Raw genomic sequence first — 15,886 nt, forward strand, 5'->3', positions numbered from 1 at the left:
GATAGTCGGGTGTGTTCGCCGGGGGGACTTGATTTTGTGGTTGCCGGCCGGAAACTAGCCGCGCCGAGTCACAAGAGTTGTAAGCTCGCCGTCACAAATCCGGGTATGGAACTCTCACGCGGCGTCTCGTGGCGGAAGGTCGGCGTTCGGTCGCTCGTCGCGGCGATTCTGGCCGCGGGACTCCTCCTCCGGTTCCCGACGCTAACCATCCTCCTGGCGGCGGTCGTTTACGCCGTCGCCGAAGCGCTCCACCTCCGGTCGATGGCGACGCGAGAGGGCGCGTCGGTCGCGGCGCTGGCCACGTCGTCGGGGTGGCTCCTCCGGAGCGGGTTCCTCTGGACGCTCGTCGCGCTGGCGATGCTGTACGCCCTCCTGATAACCCAGAAACTCGTGCCGACGCTGGTCGCGGTGTCGTTCGTCTACGTCGGCGGCCTGTTCGCGCAGTCGGCGCGCGAGCACCGACGCGACGAGTCGTCATTTAAGTGATTCTGGCGACAAGGGGTAGATACGCGGGAAGTCGAGCTCGTTCTACTGGACTGCTTCTGTCAGACGCCAGTCTTTACGTCGCCTCGCGTCGTCGTCCCGACGATGACGTGGAATCGCCGCGACCTGCTCTCGGCGGCCGCGACGGCCGCGACCGCCGGAGCCGCGACGCTCGCGGGGTGTTCCGGCGGCGGGCGCGACGAGCGCGAGCAGACCGGGAATCCGCGAATCCAAGCATCGGACCGGACGCTCGTCGGCCGACCCGCCGAGGTTCGACTCGCGGGGTTCCCGCCCGAGACCGAGGTCGCGCTCGACGCGAGCGCGACCGACTCGCGGGGCGTCGAGTTCGCCGCCTCGTGGAAGCTCCGAACCGACGAGGCGGGAGCGGCGTCGCTCGCCGGGCGCGTCGCCTCGACGCCGACCGATTCCGGCAAGTCGAGCGGTTGGACCGCGATGGGAAGCGGGTTCGATTCGCCTGACGCCCCGGCCGTCGAGATGCTGCTTCAGCGACTCGCGCCGCGAAACGGCTCCTCGCCGACGCCGAGCAACTTCGTCGTCGGCGAGCGGGACGCGGTCGACGTGACGCTCACCGCCAGCGTGGGCGGGGAGCGGCGGGCCTCGGCGACGGCCACGCGCGTCGTCACCGACGCGGGGGTTTCGCGCCGGACGGTCGAGGACTCGGACCTCGTGGCGTGGCTCTACGAACCGCCGGACGCGCGGTCGGGCGGGGGAAGCGGCGAGTCCGGAACCGGCCCGGCCCCGGCCGTCGTCACGCTCCACGGGTCCCACGCGCTGGTGCCCCACGCGCTGAGTCGGACGCTGGCGAGTCACGGCTACGCGACGCTCGCGCTCCAGTACGCCGGCGCGGACGGACTGCCCGAGTCGGTCGCGGACGTGCCGGTCGAGTACTTCCGGCGCGCGACGCGCTGGCTCACCGACCGCGAGGGCGTCGCCGACGGGCGGGTCGGCTACGTCGGCATCTCTCGGGGCGTCGAGGCGGCGCTAATCGCCGGAGCGCAGTTCGAGGGACGGACGACGGTCGTCGGCTACTCCGGCGGGGGCGTCTACGGGCCGAGCGTGAACGCCGCGGCGACGACGGTCACCGACTGGGCCTCGGCGTGGACCGAGGGCGGCGACCCGCTCGCGGACGCCGCGGCGGTCCGGACGACGTTCTCCGCGGTTCGAGACGCGCAATCGGAGTGCGAGACGGCCGCCTGCGTCCCGGAGACCGTCGGCGAGTGGGTCGGCGAGGCGGTCCGGGAACGCGCCGTGATTCCGGTCGAAGACGTCGAGGGACCGATTCTCCTGCTCGCGGGGACCGACGACGCGACGTGGCCCTCTGCGGCGCTGTCGTCGCTGGCCATCGACCGACTCGACCGGCGCGGCCACGACGCGCCGTACCGACTCCGGGTCTACGAGGGCGCGGGCCACGTCTTCGGCCTGCCGTATCGTGACTACACCGGCGACGCGACGCGACCGAAGTACGGCGGGTCGCCCTCCGCGAACGCGGCCGCGGCGGCGAACTCGTGGCCGGTGGTGCTTCGGTACCTGCGCGGGGGACTGCGAGAGTAGTCGTTCGCTTCTCGACCTCGATTTTCCTTTAAGTGCTTCTGGCGACAAGGAGTAGATACGAGGGACGACGGCCTCGTTCTGCCGAATGATGATTCGCCAGACGCCAGTCTCCTATTTCGGGGAGGCAGAAGGAAAATCGCTATCGTCGTCGCCGCGTCGCTCTCCATTTAAGTAGTTCTGGCGACAACGGGTAGATACGAGGAAGAATCGTTCGCGTTCTCCCGCGGTTTTCCGCTTCTCTACGAACCGACGCTCCGGAGTTGTAACTCTCTGGAGTCTGCCTCCGTGCGAGTCCTTACTGTCCGCGAGTCCCTTCCCTACTCCTCGTGAGCTTCGTCGACCCGGCGAGCGTCGAGGCTCGGCAGGTTCGGGTCGCGGTGAGGGTTCCGGCCGTAGACCGCCTCTTCGAGCTGCTGGTCGGCGAGCTGCTCCTTCAGCGTTCGCCGGAGGCGGTTGAGACTGGTCACGTCGAGCCCGTGTTTCTCTACGAGGTCCGAGAACTCCGGTTCGTCGGTGATGGAGCGGAACTGGTCGTAGAGGTCGCCGAGGCGTTCGGGCGGGAGTTGACCGATCCACTCCTCGTCGTGGAGACCCAGATAGTGTTCGCGCTCGCGGTCCACGACGTGGCGGATGACGACCAGCGCGACCTTCGGAATCGCGCGCTGGCTTCCGAACGCGGTCAGGTCGAGGTCCGACATGATGCCGACCACGCGGTCGCGTTGCCACGGCGTCAGCGACAGGTCGTTGCAGAGCGCGTGGGAGATGCGGAGCTTGTCGAGGCGGTGCATCCGGGCGCTGTGGCCCGCCATCGCCGAGTGGCGCTCCTCGTGCATCCGGCGAACGCTCTCGGAGAGGTCGGCGTCGGGCGACTCCGCGCGGCCGATCTGGGTCGCGCTCGGCGTGACCGGTCCCCACTGGCGGACCGTCCGGTCGCGCTGGAGGTCGGCGCGGCCGACCGCCCCGTCGCCGGGGCGCTGGCTGAGCGGTCGGTCGGCGTCTCGGTCGTCGTGCGTGCTCGACTGCCACGTCGGCAGCGAGTCCGTCCACCCCTCGGTCATCACTCGCCCGTACTCGGTGGGGGTAGTTCAAACATGCGCCTCTCGGGAACGTGATAGGAGGCGCGGCTGGTCGGAATCGGATTCGGCAGAACGAGGCCGTCGTCGCTCGTATCTACTCCTTGTCGCCAGAGCCACTTAAAGGACGCTCGGTGCTGACGCGGCGTGACGGTTTCGTTACGGACGACTCTCCACGCCTCCTCGCAAGCGCCGGGTGGGCGACCGACCTACTCGCCGTCGTAGAACTCCGCGCGCAGGTCGTCGTCGTCCAGCGTCCCCGCAGTGTCCGATAGCTGGGTGCGCAGTTCCGCCAGTTCCTCGGTGAGTTCGTCGTACTCGTCGTTGGCGTCGAGTTCCTCGGGACTCTTCTTGGTTTCCAAGGCGGCCTTCTTGTTCGCCAGCGAGAGGAACCGCTGCATCTGGCTGTCGTAGGTCGAGCGCTTCAGCAGGGTCTCGACCGTTTCGAGCAGTTCGTCGGCCTCCGAGACCGGCTTTTCGAGGTAGGCGTCGAAGCCGAGTTCGAGGATGTCGAAGTCCGGTTCGACCGCCGAGACAAGCGCCACCCGGCAGTTGAGTCCCTGTTCGTGAATTCGAGCCAGTACGTCTTCACCCGATAGATTCGGCATTCGGCGGTCGAGGAGAACGACGTCTACCTCCTCGTCCAACTTTTCTAGCGCTTCCGTCCCGCTGTAGGCTGTTCGGACGTTGTAGTCGTCTTCGAGCCACTGGGCATAGGCGTCGGTTATCGGCTTCTCGTCGTCGACGATCAGCACTGTAGCGTCCTTAGGCATGCTTACGATATCGCTCGCCCTCTGTGATGATTCACTCATACTCCCTCGATGTTAAACTGGCGTCTCGTAGCGAACCCGACGGCTCGCCGATACGATTCGTCGAGCGGTCGCTCTGTCCTCGGTAGCGTCGCGTCATCTGTCGGTCGTCTCCTGTTCGAAAGGCGGTTTGGCCGTCTCGGGTTCGTAGCCGCTCAGGAAGACGAGGTTGCCTCGTCCGACCTGTACGCGGGTTATCAGGCCCTTCTCTTCCATCTTCGACAGCTTCCGGCTGACCGTGGACTTCGACCAGTCGGTCTCCTCGGTCACGTCGGCCTGCTTCATCCGACCGCCGTACCGGGTCAGCAGTTCGCGGATGCGGTCCTCGTCGGTCAGCATCGCCTCCTCGGGGAACTGCTCGACGCCGGCGTCGCGGGCCGACTGGTCGTCGGACGGACTCGACTCGGCGGTCTCGCCCGCGGCGGACGGCGGCCCGTCGTCCCCGTCGGCGTTTTGGCCCGCGCGTTCGTTCGGTCCGGAGAACAGGTTCGACACCGAGTTCAGGACCGAGGAGAACACGCCTTCCCCGGAATCCGGGACCGAGACGTCGGTGTCGTGGGACTGAGCGTGGTCGCTGGTCGCGCTCCGGTCGCCGTAGGTCTCGGCGACCGACCACTCTTGGCCGTCGTCCGAGACTTCGACCACCGCGTCGAACAGCGTCTTCAGCGTGTTGATGGTCTCCTCGTCGTGGATGTCCGGGTCCATGTGGTAGAATCCGATGGCGTCGGCCGCCTGTACCCGGTGGGTGAGAATGTGGAGATAGCGGAACGCCGTGTCGAAATCGACGTACTCCAGGAGAACCGTCAGCGTCTGGACCGATACCAGCGTCTGGTTGCCGTTGCCCTCCCAGCGCGTCAACTGCTCGCTCAGCGGTGCGATGATGTCCATCGGTTGGTTCGGGTCCACGCGCGCGACCGACACGTTCGGCGGAACCTCGGTGCCTCCGGGTCCCTCGTTGGTCTCGACCGTATTCGCGTGGATGAACGCCAGTTCCGCCGGGAGGTCGCCGACGTTCGTTTCCCAGTCGGATATCCACGTCTCCGGCGGCGGCGTGTACGTCACCGCGGCGACGTTCGCCCCGGACGGGTCCGTCGTCGAGGCGAGGAGTTCGAGGCATGCGCGGTTCCCTGTGGGTGTCAACGGTGCCAGCAGGAGGACGTTCGAAGACTCGTCCAATTGCCGCTTGTCTGATGTATCGATATTCATTCGTTGTGAGTCATGGTCCGTTGTTTCCGACCGCGTTGTGGGAGAGCGCCCGAAATATTCCGCAGTCCGGAGAAGGTTACGGTCCCCTAGACATTAAGGTGTTTGCCATCAAGCGAAGCGCCGAAGTCGTTCCCACAGCGGTTCCCTGTTTCTGTGTAACTACACTACCACGGGGATAAAACCCTCGGCAGGACTAGTCACGGGGTTTAAGTGCGACTCCGTTCCGCCGACTCCGGGAGACTGAAATCCGTGGCTTCCGAACCGAGACCCATGCAAGCAGTGCTTCTGGCCGCGGGCGAAGGGACTCGAATCCGACCGCTGTCGGCGTCGCTCCCGAAGCCGATGCTTCCGGTCGCCCACCGGCCGCTGGTCGCGCACGCCGCGGACGCGGCCGTGGACGCTGGCGCGGACGAACTCGTCGTCGTTGTCGGCTACGAGGCCGAGACGGTCCGCGAGTACTTCGGCGAGGAGTACCGCGGCGTGCCGGTCCGCTACGCGGTGCAGGACGAACAGGCCGGGACCGCCGACGCGGTTCGCGCGGCCCGCGAGCACCTCGACGGCGCGTTCGCGGTCTTGAACGGCGACAACCTCTACGACCCGGCCGCGGTCGCCGAACTGTTCGCCTCGGGACCGAGCATCGCCGCGGTCCGGGTCGAGCGGCCTTCGAACTACGGCGTCCTCTCGGCCGAGGCGGGCGTCGTCACCGACGTCGAGGAGAAGCCCGCGGACCCGCCGACGAATCTGGCCAACGCCGGCGCGTACGTCTTCCCCGCCGAGGCCCGCGAGTGGCTGGACGTGTCCGCCAGCGAGCGCGGCGAACGCGAGATTACCGACGTCGTCGCGCGGACCATCGAGGAGTACGACGTGGGCTTCGCCGCGATGGACCGCTGGCTCGACGTGGGCCGGCCGTGGGAACTGCTGGCGGCCAACGAGTGGAAACTCGGCGAACTGGAGCGAGACGTCCGGGGGTCGGTCCACGAGGACGCCGACCTCCGGGGCGACGTCGTGGTTGAGGAAGGCGCGAGCATCGACGCCGGCGTGGTCATCGAGGGTCCCGCGCTCGTGCGCTCGGGCGCGAGCGTCGGCCCGAACGCCTACGTCCGCGGCGCGACCCTCGTCGGCGAGGACGCCCACGTCGGCCACGGCGTCGAAGTGAAAAACAGCGTCCTGATGGCAGGAGCCACGGTCGGCCACCTGAGCTACGTCGGCGACAGCGTACTCGGCCGGAACGTCAACTTCGGCGCGGGCACGAACGTCGCCAACCTCCGCCACGACGGGGAAGCGGTCCGCCACACCGTCAAGGGCGAGCGCGTCTCGACCGGCCGCCGGAAGTTCGGCGTCGTCGTCGGCGACGGCGCGAAGACGGCCATCGACACGAGTCTAAACGCGGGCGTGACGCTCTCGGAGGGCGCGACGACGAAACCGGGTGAGGTCGTGACGCGGGACAAGTAAATCGGAACTTGCCCGAATTTTCCCATCTTGCCCGGCGACGCGCCATCAGCGCGCGAGGGCTGAGTAGCGCAGTGGAGCGAAGCGACCGAGCAACGCAGGCGGTTGGGGAGGACGTGGCCGTCGCTGTGCGGGGCGGTGCTGTGCGGTTTGCAGTCCGAGAAGTCCGTTCCCCCGCTTCCTCCAAAAAGGCGGTTACAAGAACTCCGTTCACCGACTCACTTTCGCCGTGTGCCACGCGTTCGCCGCCAACTCTCCGAACGCTTCGTTCCCGGCTTCCGACAGCGGATACTCGCCGTGATACGGGTCCGGGTCGCCGTCCACGCCAGTCACCGTCCGAATCGCGTCGGCCAGCGACTCGTAGTTGTCGCTCACGATGTCCTGCACCAGCACGGGCATTCCCGCGCGGTCGCAGAGTTCCCGCGCGGCCTCCCGGCCGACGTAGACGCGCTCCTCGCGACGGTCGGCGAAGACGAGCGCGAAGGGCGTCTCGCCGAACTGCGCGTCGAGGAACCGCTGGGCCGGGTCGTCCTCCCACGCGATGGCTCCGACGCCGTCCAGTCGCCGGAGCGCCGTAGCGGCCGCCGAGCAGAACGGACACTCGCCGTCGTAGACCAGGACCGCGTGGTAGTCGCTCATAGTTGTCTGTAGCACCGCTGGCGGTAAAACGGCGGTGGCGATAGCGCAGGGCAGTTCGCCCGACGAAGACGCTCTACGAGTTTTAGAGCAGCAGACTTCTGTCCTTTAGCTGGTCAGCGATTGCTCATCGTTTCGACCGGCCCGGCGGCTTGTCGTGCGCCGCGCGGTGGTCCAGCATCTCGTCGTACTGGCAGGCCAAGATTCGGAGGTCCGACTCCGGCTTGGCCGTGCAGGGCAGAATCATGCCGGCCTCCTCGTCCTCCTCGAAGTACCGCTTGGCGTCGGACTGGTCCACCTCGCCCTCCAGTAGTTTCGCGGCGCAGGTGGTACACCAGCCCTGCTGGCAGTCGGCGGGGAGCCAGACGCCCTCGCTCCGCGCGGCCGAGAGTAGGTATTCGGTCTCGGGGACCTCGATTTCGACGGTCTCGCCCGCCTGCTCTATCGCGGCGTCCTCGGGGACCTCGATTTCGACGGTGTAGCTACTCACGGTCGTGGTTACGGATGAACGGGGATGAGCGTGGTGGCTACGCATTGGGTTTGAATTCGAAGCGACTATCGGACTTATAGCGACGAACGCCTCGAAAGCCCCCGCCCGCTCGCGGTCGCTGAGCAGGATATTCTCGGCTCGCTAGCGCTCGCCTCGAATGCTGCCCGCTCAGACGACTGAGCTGCACGCCGGAAGACAAACCGCGTCTTCCGAGGTCACACTCGCTTCGCTCGCGTGACCGCGAGCGGGCGGCCCCTTTCAGTCCACCCAGACCGGTAGTCTGGTCGGTCAGGCGTTTACCGGTGGATTGTATCAGTGTTTGCCAGTAGAAAGCATCGCCGGGCGCGTTCCGGTGGTCTGCGTCACCGAGCGCGCGCCGGTCGAGCGAACCGCCGAAAGCGGTCGCAAGTCGCTACGCCGAGTCGTTGAACCGTCGGTTGGTCGAGAGCGGCGCGTCGCCGGGTTCGCCGCGGACGAAGTGGCCCGCCGGGTTGGCCTCGCCGTCGCGCTCCATCGAGAGGAGTTCCACGAACCACGCCTCGTGTTCGATCTCCTCTTGCAGGATGCGACTCGCCATGTCGTAGGTCCGCGGGTCCTTGCCCTGGGTCATGTCGCAGATTTCGCTCCACGTCCGGATGGCACACCGCTCGGCTTCGAGGAGCGTCTCCAGAATCAGCGTGGCGGAGGCGTCCTCGTTGATTTCGTCGGGTTCCTCGCCCTCGTAGGGCGTCGGCAGTTCGGCGTGCGGACAGGACGCCCGGCCCATGAAGTCGCCGATGTCGTTCGGGAGCGACCCGCCGAGTTCGTAGACGCGGGGCGCGACCAACTCGAAGTGCGCGCGGTCTTCGAGGCGCGCGTCCTCCGCGATCTCCTTGTAATCCTCGTGGCCCGCGAGGTGCATCCGGAGGTTGGTGTAGTAGTAGTACGTCGAGAACTCCGCGCCGATGGCGTCGATGAGACGCTCGCGGAGTTCCTCCGGTTCGAGGCCGCGTTCGCGGAGCGACTCCATCCCCACTCGCATGCTCGTGTCGCCCGGTTCGTAGTCGCCTGCGCCGTGTCGTCGGTCGTCGTCTGCCATTGTGTTCTCCCCCGTGAACGCCGACGACTTTCGCACCCTTAACGATTCTTCCCAGGTTACGAACGTCGTTCCGAGTTCCGGGAAGCGAAGTGAGCAGTGCGTCGGAGGCGACGACCGCCGCCACTTCCGCCCCGCGGCGAAAGGCGTTAGGTACCCCGACCCTATCGCCGACTCGTGGACGAGACCATCGACTGGCTCCGGGGCCGACCGTACTACGACGGGCAACTCGAAGCCCACCGGACCCTCACCGGTCGGGACGGCGACTTCGCGGACGTGGACCTCGAAGGCCGACTCGAAAGCGCGCTCGAATCGCGTGGCATCGACCGCCTCTACCGTCATCAGGTCGCGGCCGTCGAGGCGATTCGCGCCGGCGAGAACGTCGTCGTCGCCACCCCGACCGCCAGCGGGAAGAGCCTCGCGTACACCGTGCCCGCCTTCGAGCGCGCGATGGACCACGGCGGGCGCACCCTCTACGTCGCCCCGCAGAACGCGCTCATCAACGACCAAGAGGAGACGCTCTCGGAACTCGCCCGCGATTTGGGCTTCGGCAGTCGCGTCTCCGTCGAGCAGTACACCGGCCGCCTGAGCAAGTCCGAGAAGCGCGACGTTCGGGACCGCCGACCAACCGTCGTCCTGACGAACCCCGACATGCTCCACTACGCGCTCCTGCCGCACGCGCACCGCCTCTGGGACTGGTTCTTCGAGGGACTGGAGACGGTCGTGCTGGACGAGGTTCACGAGTACCGCGGCGTCTTCGGGAGCCACGTCGCGCTCCTGCTCCGGCGACTCCGGCGGGTCTGCGACCGGTTCGACGCCGACCCCGAGTTCGTCTGCTGTTCGGCGACCATCGGGAACCCGGTCGAACACGCCGCGAGCGTGACCGGGACCGACGAAGACTCCTTCCGACTGATAGACGAGGACGTGAGCGACACCGGGCCGACCCACTGGCTGCTCTGGAACCCGCCCGAGTACGAGAACCCGCAGGCCGGGACCTCCGGCCAGCGCCGGTCGAACCACGCCGAGACCAAACGCCTCTTCGCCGACCTCGTGTCGAAGGGCCACCAGACGCTGACGTTCACCCGTGCGCGACAGGCCGCCGAGCAGTGGGCGATGGAGAGCGCCGACGAACTCCGCCAGCGCGGGCGGGGCGACCTCGCGCCCGACGTGACGGCGTACCAGGCCGCGCTGGGAGACGACCGCCGGAAGGAGATAGAGGTAGGACTCCGAGACGGCGAGGTCCGGGGCGTCTGGAGCACCAACGCCTTGGAACTCGGCGTGGACATCGGCGGTCTCGACGCGGTGTTGCTCGACGGCTACCCGGGCACCCGGATGGCGGCGTTCCAGCAGGCCGGGCGCGCGGGCCGCGGGACCGACCCGAGCCTCGTCGCGCTCGTCGCCGGCGAGGACCAACTCGACCAGTATCTGATGGCCAACCCCGAGGAGTTCTTCGCCGGGTCGCCCGAACGCGCGGTCGTCAACCCCGCGAACGACCAACTCCTGCCCGACCACCTGCTGTCGGCGGCCCGCGAGACGTGGCTCTCGCCCGACGACCGCGAGTACTTCGGCGAGGCGTTCCCCGACCTCGTGAACGGTCTCGAAAGCGAGGGGCTGCTCGAACAGCGCATCACCCACGACGGCCTGCGCTGGACCTACGACGGCGACGGCAGTCCCCAACACGAGATGAGCCTGCGCTCCATCGACGACCGCGAGGTCAACCTGCTCGACGGGCGAAACGGCGACACCATCGCCAGCCTCTCTTTCGAGGACGCGCTGACCGACGCTCACCCCGGAGCCATCTACCACCATCAGGGCCAGTCCTACGAGGTCGTGGACCTCGATTTGAGTAGGGAGGTCGCGGAACTGAGTCCCACGTGGGCCGACTACCACACTAAGGTCCTCCACGAGAAGGAGATCACCGTCGAAGAGGACCGCCGAGAGAAGCGCCTCGAAACCCGCGAGGACGTGCCGGTCCGGTTCGCCGACGTGACGATGCGCAAGCAGATTACGGGCTTCGAGCGCCGCGACCGCTCCGGCGAGACGCTGGCCCGCGAGTCGTTGGACCTCCCGGAGGTCTCGCTCCGGACCAAGGCGCTGTACTTCACCGTCCCCCGCGACGTCGAGAGCGCGATGCGCGAGCAGGGCGACTTCGCGGGCGGCATCCACGCCGCCGAACACGGCATGATTTCGCTGTTCCCGCTCGAACTGCTCTGCGACCGCGGCGACATCGGCGGTCTCTCGACGCCGATGCACCCCCACACCGGTCGGAGCACCATCTTCATCTACGACGGCTACCCCGGTGGCGTCGGACTCGTCCGGGAGGGCTACGAGACGGTCGCGGACCTGATGGCGCAGACCGCCGAGATGATAGGGGCCTGCGACTGCGAGTCGGCGGGCGGCTGTCCCGCCTGCGTCCAGTCGCCCCACTGCGGGAACGCCAACGACCCGCTGGACGAGGCCCAAGCGAAGTACCTGCTCGACGCACTGACCGACGGTAAGGCGGGCGAGCAAGAGGAGTAGCTCTCCACCCGGCCGCGGTCGAGCGCCCGTCTCCTTCGAAAACAAAGATATATCTGGTGTTACTATCGAATCACGTTCGTGTCACCAAAACTCAGTACTACGAGCGCGTTGAATTACGCCGTCAGTCAACTCGCCACGCGCGGCGGTGCGATTCTCGTCGCCGCGTACGCCGCCTACCAGATCGCCACGCAAGTCGTCATCCAATCGCTGTTCGTCGGGGTACTCGGGAGTTCCCTCGACGCCGCCCAACTGTCGCAAGCGTATCCGCTCGCCGTCGGACTCCCCACGACCGTCAGCGCCGTGCTCACCGTCGCGGTCGTCCTCGCCGGCACCGCTCTCGGCGTCGTCGCGATGCGAGCGCTGTACGAGGACATCGACGCCGTGCCGACCGCCGACCACACCCGTCGGCTCGTCCGAACCGTCGGCGTACTCTTCGTCGTTAGCGTCATCGTATTCGTGGCGACGACCATCGGCTTCGTGTTCCTCGTTCTCCCCGGACTCTTCCTCGCCGTCAGCCTCGTGTTCGCCGCCCTCGTGGTCGCCGTCGAGGACGCCGGAATCGGTGAGTCGCTCAAACGGAGTTGGGAACTCGCGTCCGGAAATCGCCTCCGGCTGTTCCTGCTAGGCGTCGTCGTCGTTATCGGTTCCGGACTCGCCGGTGTCGTCGGGACTCTGTTCGGAGGCGTCGGTCCCCTCGTCAGCGCCCTCCTGACCAGCGTCGTCTCCGGTCTGGTCTCGCTGTTCAGCGTCGCGGTACTCGTCGGCGCGTATCGACAGCTCGCAGGCGAAGACGGCGTCGAGACGTCCGTCGCGGCCTAAATTATCGAGCCTGAGAAGCGGACCGCAAAATTAAGTCACCCCCTTCACAACTCTCGTACGATATGGACGAGGACCTCGATGCAGTCCGGGAGCGTAGGAAGCGCACGCTCATGCAGGAACAGGGCCTCGGTGCGCCGGCGTCGCCGGTCTACGTCGATGGCTCCCAGAGCCTCGACCAGACCGTGACCGCCCACGACGTCGTGTTGGTCCACTACTACGCCGACGGCGGAGCGGGCCAGCGCCTCCATCCCGTCGTGGAGTCTGTCGCCCGCGAGACGTTCGCTGCAGTGGCGAAGGTCAACGTCGTCCACCACCAGAAGTTGGCCTTGGAACGGGGCGTCGAGGCGACTCCCGCGTTCGAGGTGTACGCCGACGGCGAGCGTCAGGAGCGCGTTCGCGGGCAGGTCGGAAGAGACGAGTTGGTCGAGTTGGTCGGCGAGTACACGCCGTTCTGACTGCGGGACTACACCGCGCCGGCGACGCCGCTCCCGATGGCGGCACCGCAGTCGGCGCAGGCGACGAGGTAGAACCGCTTCGAGGTCTTGAATATCCCCGTCGTGGAGTCCATGTCCAGAAACTCCACGTCGGCCTGCTCCTCCAAGGTCGTCTCGCATTCGGGACAGTGAACCATCGTCAGGCCGCCTCGGCGTTCGATTTGGCACCGGCGACGCCGCTTCCGATCGTTCGACCGCACTCCGCGCAGTTGGCGGTGTAGAACCGCTTCGACGCTTTGACGAAACCCGTCTCGGCGTCCATCTCGACGAACTCGATGTCTTCCTCGTCGGCGAGCTGAGTTTCACATCCGGGACAGTGTACCGTGTGGCCGTCTGTTCAAATAACTGACTGATAACCCTTGTGGCGAGAACGCGCCGTCACGACCCGCCGTCCGAAACTTCTTTTAGGCCAGCCTAATTCAGATTAGGTTAGCCTAAATCATGTCCGACTCTCTCGACACCATCCGCCGCGAAATCGACGATATCGCCGCCGAGGACGGCGATTTCTACGTCGCGTGCGCCGACACGGACGAGCGCCCCGCGCCGCTGACCGGCCGCCGGTTCCCGACCGAGGAGGCCGCAAACGAGGCGGCCGACCTCGCGCGTTCGTACCGCGCGACCCTCCGCGAGTCCGACCCCGACCTCCCCGAACACCGCCTCTCGGTGTACGAGTGCACCGACGACCCGCCGACGATGGTCTCGACCCGCGAGCGCGCTGCGGGAACCCGCGAGAACGGTCTCCCCCGGACTTCTCGGTCGGTGACGCTCTCGGGTGACTGCGAGTCCGAGTGGCTCCGGATGGACAACGCGCCGCTGGTCCACGTCCGACGCGACGGCGAACCGCTCCCGGACGACGCCGTGGAACGCCAACTCGACTCGAAGCTATGACCCAGCGATTCGCGGGGAGCGACGGCGAGGCGTCGTTCGACCCTCGGACGCCCGCCGCCGTCGAGCGCGCGGCGAGCGAGCGCGACCGCATCGAGGAGAAGGTCGCCGCGTTCGGCGAGTTCCGCGAGCGCGTCGCGGACGTGCCGGCCGACGCGGGCGGACGCGGAAGTCGGACGGCACGGTCGGGGCGGTCCGCCGGGGGGACGCTGGCGGTGGGGACGACCGCGAGCAGTTCGGCGGACGGCACGGCGACGGTCCGCGAGGCGTTCGGCGAGACGGTCCTGGCCTACGCCGACGCCGACTCGATGCAGGAGGCGATGGCCGACGAACTCTCACCGGAACTGACGGCGGCGCTCTCGCCCGCGGCGGGCGAGTTCTCGACCGGCCTGAAGCGCCAACTGGTCTCGCGGGCCGACCAGCGCCGCAAGGAGTGTCGCCTGCTCGCCGACGGCATCGAGGGCGAGCGCGAGCGAATTCGGGCTATCGCCGACGAATTCGAGGGGATTCTCGACCGGCTCGCTACCGCCGACGAGACGCCGCTCCTGCAACTCGGATTCGAGGAGTTGCGGGCGCGCCACGACCGACTCGCGGCGTTCCGCGAGACCTGCGACCGACTCGCGACCGAGCGACAGGCCGCGATTCGAGAGACGCGAAACGACGGCCTGATCGGGATTCGGGAGGCGGAGCTGATAGCCCACCTCTACGGCGAGTTCACGGACTCTCACCCGGTACTGGCCGACCTCGCGGAACTCGACGCGCTGCTGGCCGACTGCCAGTTTGCGGTCCGGAAGCACCTCTGCGCGCGAGTCTGACCGGTTCGTATCACTTTTCCGGCCGATGCCGATTCCGAAACTGCTTAACGGTTGGTCTGTGGTCTGGCCATCGAGTCCCCATGACAGACTCTCTCGAACACCTCCGCCAGCGGATAACCGATTTGACCGACCCGGACGGCGATTTCGCCGTCGTCTGTCCGCTCTCTGGGAAGTGCCCGGTCCCCGTCCGCGGCGAGTCGTTCCCCTCCGCGGACGCCGCCGAGGAGGCCGTGGACCTCGTGGTCGAGTACCGCAAACTCCTCCGGGAGGTGGACCCCCACCTCGAAAACGTCCCTATCGTCGCCACCGAGCGAGGCGACGACCCGCTCGCGTTCGACGCGCGCGAGCAGAGCGAGCGCGCGGGCGAGGCGTCCGGCCGCCGGCGTCGCCTCTGTCGGTCGGTCTCGCTCTCGGGCGAGGGCGACGACGAGTGGCTTCGGATGGAGAACGCGCCGGTCGTCCACGTCCGGCGCGACGGCGAACTGCTGGACGACGAGACGGTCTCGCGGCAACTCCGGGCCGCGCTTCGGTGAACTCGCTACCCCGACTCGCGTATCTCGCGGCGCAGTTCCGGAATCAGGTCGAAGTCCCGGTCGGCGTCTCCGAGGACCAACAGCGCGTGGTACCGCAGGTAGGTCTGAATCGGCACGAAGACCACCGCGAGGACAGCAACGAGAAGCAGGACGTACGCCAGCACGACGACGACGAGCGCGGTCAGCGCGAGCGGACTCCCCAGAACCGCGTCGAGACCGCCGACCAGCGACACCCCGAGGACGCCGACGACCGCGACCGGAGCGACCAGTAGCGCGCCGACGATACCGCCGACGACCGAGGAGACCAGTCCGGCCGCGAACGCGAGGACGACTCGGACGAGCGCGTAGACGCCGAACTGCTTCCACTCGCGGGTCAACGTCGGCCAGAAGCGCCGCCACCCCCCGAGGACCCCGACGTTCTTCTGGATCATCACCGGCACGACGAAGTTGGCGGTGAAGGCGTCTATCGCGGCGACCAGAAGCCCGAAGAGTACGACCAGCGGAATCAGGCCGACGAGCAGGCCCAGCGAGAGCTCGAGACCGCCGGTGGCGAGACCGACGACGCTCGCCACCAGTGCGAGTGCGGGAACCACGACGAGGAGTCCGAGCGCGACCCGGAAGACGAACAACTGGAGCGCGCGACCGAAGTGCTGGCCCGCGTAGTCCCGAATCCGAACGTGCTGGCGGCGCAGACTCTCGACGAAGACGAACTCCATCACGGCCCCGACGAGAACGTACAGCAGACCGACGAGCAGTCCGACCGCGACGAGTCCGAGGAGTATCGGTAGTACGTCGCCGAACTCGGCCGGAACGTCGAACTGGCCCGGTCCCGGAGTCGTCCCCGGCCCGTCGCTCGGCGTCCCGGTCGAACCCCCGGCGCTGAACGACGGGCCGCTACCGCCGCCGCTCCCGAGGAAGAAGACCACGAGCGCGAGTTTGAGCCACTGACGAACGTCGAGCGGCGTGAGCAGCGACTTCGTGGCGTCGAGCGCGTCGTCCAGCGCCTCCACCGCGTACCATGGCATGA

18 protein-coding genes are annotated in these 15,886 nt (G+C 67.4%); 9 read left to right on the forward strand and 9 right to left on the reverse strand.

Annotated features, from left to right (window positions below; translation table 11 throughout):
* Positions 1–105 precede the first annotated feature (105 nt).
* Together M0R88_RS14535 and M0R88_RS14540 are read left to right on the forward strand one after the other, a co-directional pair.
* The gene (locus tag M0R88_RS14535) at positions 106–486 is read left to right on the forward strand and encodes a hypothetical protein (protein ID WP_248654215.1); all 381 of its coding nucleotides are present in this window, start codon (positions 106–108) and stop codon (positions 484–486) included.
* A 102-nt stretch (positions 487–588) separates the two neighbouring features.
* A complete protein-coding gene (locus M0R88_RS14540) occupies positions 589–2,055 on the forward strand; it encodes an acyl-CoA thioester hydrolase/BAAT C-terminal domain-containing protein (RefSeq protein ID WP_248654216.1) in 1,467 nt (488 codons plus the stop codon).
* 317 nt (positions 2,056–2,372) lie between these two features.
* On the opposite strand, the gene M0R88_RS14545 is transcribed toward M0R88_RS14540, so the two are convergent.
* The 3 genes from M0R88_RS14545 to M0R88_RS14555 form a co-directional block, all read right to left on the reverse strand.
* On the reverse strand, positions 2,373–3,113 hold the full coding sequence (locus tag M0R88_RS14545) for a DNA-directed RNA polymerase subunit epsilon (RefSeq protein WP_248654217.1): 741 nt from the start codon (positions 3,111–3,113) through the stop codon (positions 2,373–2,375).
* A 224-nt stretch (positions 3,114–3,337) separates the two neighbouring features.
* On the reverse strand, positions 3,338–3,901 hold the full coding sequence (locus M0R88_RS14550; RefSeq protein WP_248654218.1) for a HalX domain-containing protein: 564 nt from the start codon (positions 3,899–3,901) through the stop codon (positions 3,338–3,340).
* Positions 3,902–4,033: 132 nt separating this feature from the next.
* Positions 4,034–5,113, reverse strand: a complete 1,080-nt coding sequence (locus M0R88_RS14555) for a helix-turn-helix transcriptional regulator (protein ID WP_248654219.1) — start codon at positions 5,111–5,113, stop codon at positions 4,034–4,036.
* Between the two features lie 300 nt (positions 5,114–5,413).
* Here M0R88_RS14555 and glmU point away from each other — a divergent pair, with 300 nt between their 5' ends.
* Positions 5,414–6,595, forward strand: coding sequence for a bifunctional sugar-1-phosphate nucleotidylyltransferase/acetyltransferase (glmU, locus tag M0R88_RS14560; RefSeq protein ID WP_248654220.1), 1,182 nt, complete (start codon positions 5,414–5,416; stop codon positions 6,593–6,595).
* A 207-nt stretch (positions 6,596–6,802) separates the two neighbouring features.
* Here the strand turns inward: glmU and M0R88_RS14565 are convergent, their stop codons facing one another.
* The 3 genes from M0R88_RS14565 to dps all read right to left on the reverse strand — a co-directional run bounded on the left by M0R88_RS14565 (position 6,803) and on the right by dps (position 8,796).
* Complete coding sequence (locus tag M0R88_RS14565; RefSeq protein ID WP_248654221.1) at positions 6,803–7,231, reverse strand: DCC1-like thiol-disulfide oxidoreductase family protein; 429 nt, start codon at positions 7,229–7,231, stop codon at positions 6,803–6,805.
* A gap of 124 nt (positions 7,232–7,355) precedes the next feature.
* Entirely contained in the window at positions 7,356–7,763 is a 408-nt protein-coding gene (locus M0R88_RS14570) for a 2Fe-2S iron-sulfur cluster-binding protein (protein ID WP_368409354.1), read from the reverse strand.
* Between the two features lie 367 nt (positions 7,764–8,130).
* Positions 8,131–8,796 carry a DNA protection during starvation protein gene (dps, locus tag M0R88_RS14575; protein WP_248654223.1) on the reverse strand — a complete coding sequence of 222 codons (666 nt, stop codon included), beginning with the start codon at positions 8,794–8,796 and terminating at the stop codon, positions 8,131–8,133.
* 174 nt (positions 8,797–8,970) lie between these two features.
* Between dps and M0R88_RS14580 the strand changes: the two genes are divergently transcribed.
* The 3 genes from M0R88_RS14580 to M0R88_RS14590 all read left to right on the forward strand — a co-directional run bounded on the left by M0R88_RS14580 (position 8,971) and on the right by M0R88_RS14590 (position 12,587).
* Positions 8,971–11,313, forward strand: coding sequence for a DEAD/DEAH box helicase (locus M0R88_RS14580; protein ID WP_248654224.1), 2,343 nt, complete (start codon positions 8,971–8,973; stop codon positions 11,311–11,313).
* 78 nt (positions 11,314–11,391) lie between these two features.
* Positions 11,392–12,132: a DUF7847 domain-containing protein gene (locus M0R88_RS14585; RefSeq protein WP_248654225.1), complete on the forward strand. Its 741-nt coding sequence runs from the start codon at positions 11,392–11,394 to the stop codon at positions 12,130–12,132.
* A 62-nt stretch (positions 12,133–12,194) separates the two neighbouring features.
* On the forward strand, positions 12,195–12,587 hold the full coding sequence (locus M0R88_RS14590) for a thioredoxin family protein (protein ID WP_248654226.1): 393 nt from the start codon (positions 12,195–12,197) through the stop codon (positions 12,585–12,587).
* Positions 12,588–12,595: 8 nt separating this feature from the next.
* Here M0R88_RS14590 and M0R88_RS14595 read toward each other — a convergent pair whose 3' ends face one another.
* Both M0R88_RS14595 and M0R88_RS14600 read right to left on the reverse strand, forming a co-directional pair.
* The gene (locus M0R88_RS14595) at positions 12,596–12,763 is read right to left on the reverse strand and encodes a hypothetical protein (protein ID WP_248654227.1); all 168 of its coding nucleotides are present in this window, start codon (positions 12,761–12,763) and stop codon (positions 12,596–12,598) included.
* A gap of 2 nt (positions 12,764–12,765) precedes the next feature.
* A complete protein-coding gene (locus M0R88_RS14600) occupies positions 12,766–12,888 on the reverse strand; it encodes a hypothetical protein (protein ID WP_368409355.1) in 123 nt (40 codons plus the stop codon).
* A gap of 179 nt (positions 12,889–13,067) precedes the next feature.
* On the opposite strand from M0R88_RS14600, the gene M0R88_RS14605 reads away from it, so the two are divergent.
* The 3 genes from M0R88_RS14605 (at position 13,068) to M0R88_RS14615 (ending at position 14,859) form a co-directional block, all read left to right on the forward strand.
* The gene (locus M0R88_RS14605) at positions 13,068–13,514 is read left to right on the forward strand and encodes a DUF7552 domain-containing protein (protein ID WP_248654228.1); all 447 of its coding nucleotides are present in this window, start codon (positions 13,068–13,070) and stop codon (positions 13,512–13,514) included.
* Positions 13,511–14,326: a DUF7260 family protein gene (locus tag M0R88_RS14610; protein WP_248654229.1), complete on the forward strand. Its 816-nt coding sequence runs from the start codon at positions 13,511–13,513 to the stop codon at positions 14,324–14,326. Before M0R88_RS14605 ends, M0R88_RS14610 begins: the two co-directional genes overlap by 4 nt.
* Positions 14,327–14,406: 80 nt before the next feature.
* On the forward strand, positions 14,407–14,859 hold the full coding sequence (locus tag M0R88_RS14615; protein ID WP_248654230.1) for a DUF7552 domain-containing protein: 453 nt from the start codon (positions 14,407–14,409) through the stop codon (positions 14,857–14,859).
* Positions 14,860–14,864: 5 nt separating this feature from the next.
* Here the strand turns inward: M0R88_RS14615 and M0R88_RS14620 are convergent, their stop codons facing one another.
* Complete coding sequence (locus M0R88_RS14620; protein WP_248654231.1) at positions 14,865–15,884, reverse strand: DUF7544 domain-containing protein; 1,020 nt, start codon at positions 15,882–15,884, stop codon at positions 14,865–14,867.
* Positions 15,885–15,886 lie beyond the last annotated feature (2 nt).

It is taken from the genome of Halorussus gelatinilyticus (assembly GCF_023238445.1).
GTDB lineage: Archaea > Halobacteriota > Halobacteria > Halobacteriales > Haladaptataceae > Halorussus > Halorussus gelatinilyticus.

Excerpts from the sequence above, each read along its gene's own strand:
- M0R88_RS14535 (WP_248654215.1), top strand. The coding sequence starts at position 106 with ATGGAACTCTCACGCGGCGTCTCGTGGCGGAAGGTCGGCGTTCGGTCG.
- M0R88_RS14540 (WP_248654216.1), top strand. The coding sequence starts at position 589 with ATGACGTGGAATCGCCGCGACCTGCTCTCGGCGGCCGCGACGGCCGCG.
- M0R88_RS14545 (WP_248654217.1), bottom strand. The coding sequence starts at position 3,113 with ATGACCGAGGGGTGGACGGACTCGCTGCCGACGTGGCAGTCGAGCACG.
- M0R88_RS14550 (WP_248654218.1), bottom strand. The coding sequence starts at position 3,901 with ATGCCTAAGGACGCTACAGTGCTGATCGTCGACGACGAGAAGCCGATA.
- glmU (WP_248654220.1), top strand. The coding sequence starts at position 5,414 with ATGCAAGCAGTGCTTCTGGCCGCGGGCGAAGGGACTCGAATCCGACCG.
- M0R88_RS14565 (WP_248654221.1), bottom strand. The coding sequence starts at position 7,231 with ATGAGCGACTACCACGCGGTCCTGGTCTACGACGGCGAGTGTCCGTTC.
- M0R88_RS14570 (WP_368409354.1), bottom strand. The coding sequence starts at position 7,763 with ATGCGTAGCCACCACGCTCATCCCCGTTCATCCGTAACCACGACCGTG.
- dps (WP_248654223.1), bottom strand. The coding sequence starts at position 8,796 with ATGGCAGACGACGACCGACGACACGGCGCAGGCGACTACGAACCGGGC.
- M0R88_RS14590 (WP_248654226.1), top strand. The coding sequence starts at position 12,195 with ATGGACGAGGACCTCGATGCAGTCCGGGAGCGTAGGAAGCGCACGCTC.
- M0R88_RS14595 (WP_248654227.1), bottom strand. The coding sequence starts at position 12,763 with ATGGTTCACTGTCCCGAATGCGAGACGACCTTGGAGGAGCAGGCCGAC.
- M0R88_RS14600 (WP_368409355.1), bottom strand. The coding sequence starts at position 12,888 with ATGGACGCCGAGACGGGTTTCGTCAAAGCGTCGAAGCGGTTCTACACC.
- M0R88_RS14605 (WP_248654228.1), top strand. The coding sequence starts at position 13,068 with ATGTCCGACTCTCTCGACACCATCCGCCGCGAAATCGACGATATCGCC.
- M0R88_RS14610 (WP_248654229.1), top strand. The coding sequence starts at position 13,511 with ATGACCCAGCGATTCGCGGGGAGCGACGGCGAGGCGTCGTTCGACCCT.
- M0R88_RS14615 (WP_248654230.1), top strand. The coding sequence starts at position 14,407 with ATGACAGACTCTCTCGAACACCTCCGCCAGCGGATAACCGATTTGACC.
- M0R88_RS14620 (WP_248654231.1), bottom strand. The coding sequence starts at position 15,884 with ATGCCATGGTACGCGGTGGAGGCGCTGGACGACGCGCTCGACGCCACG.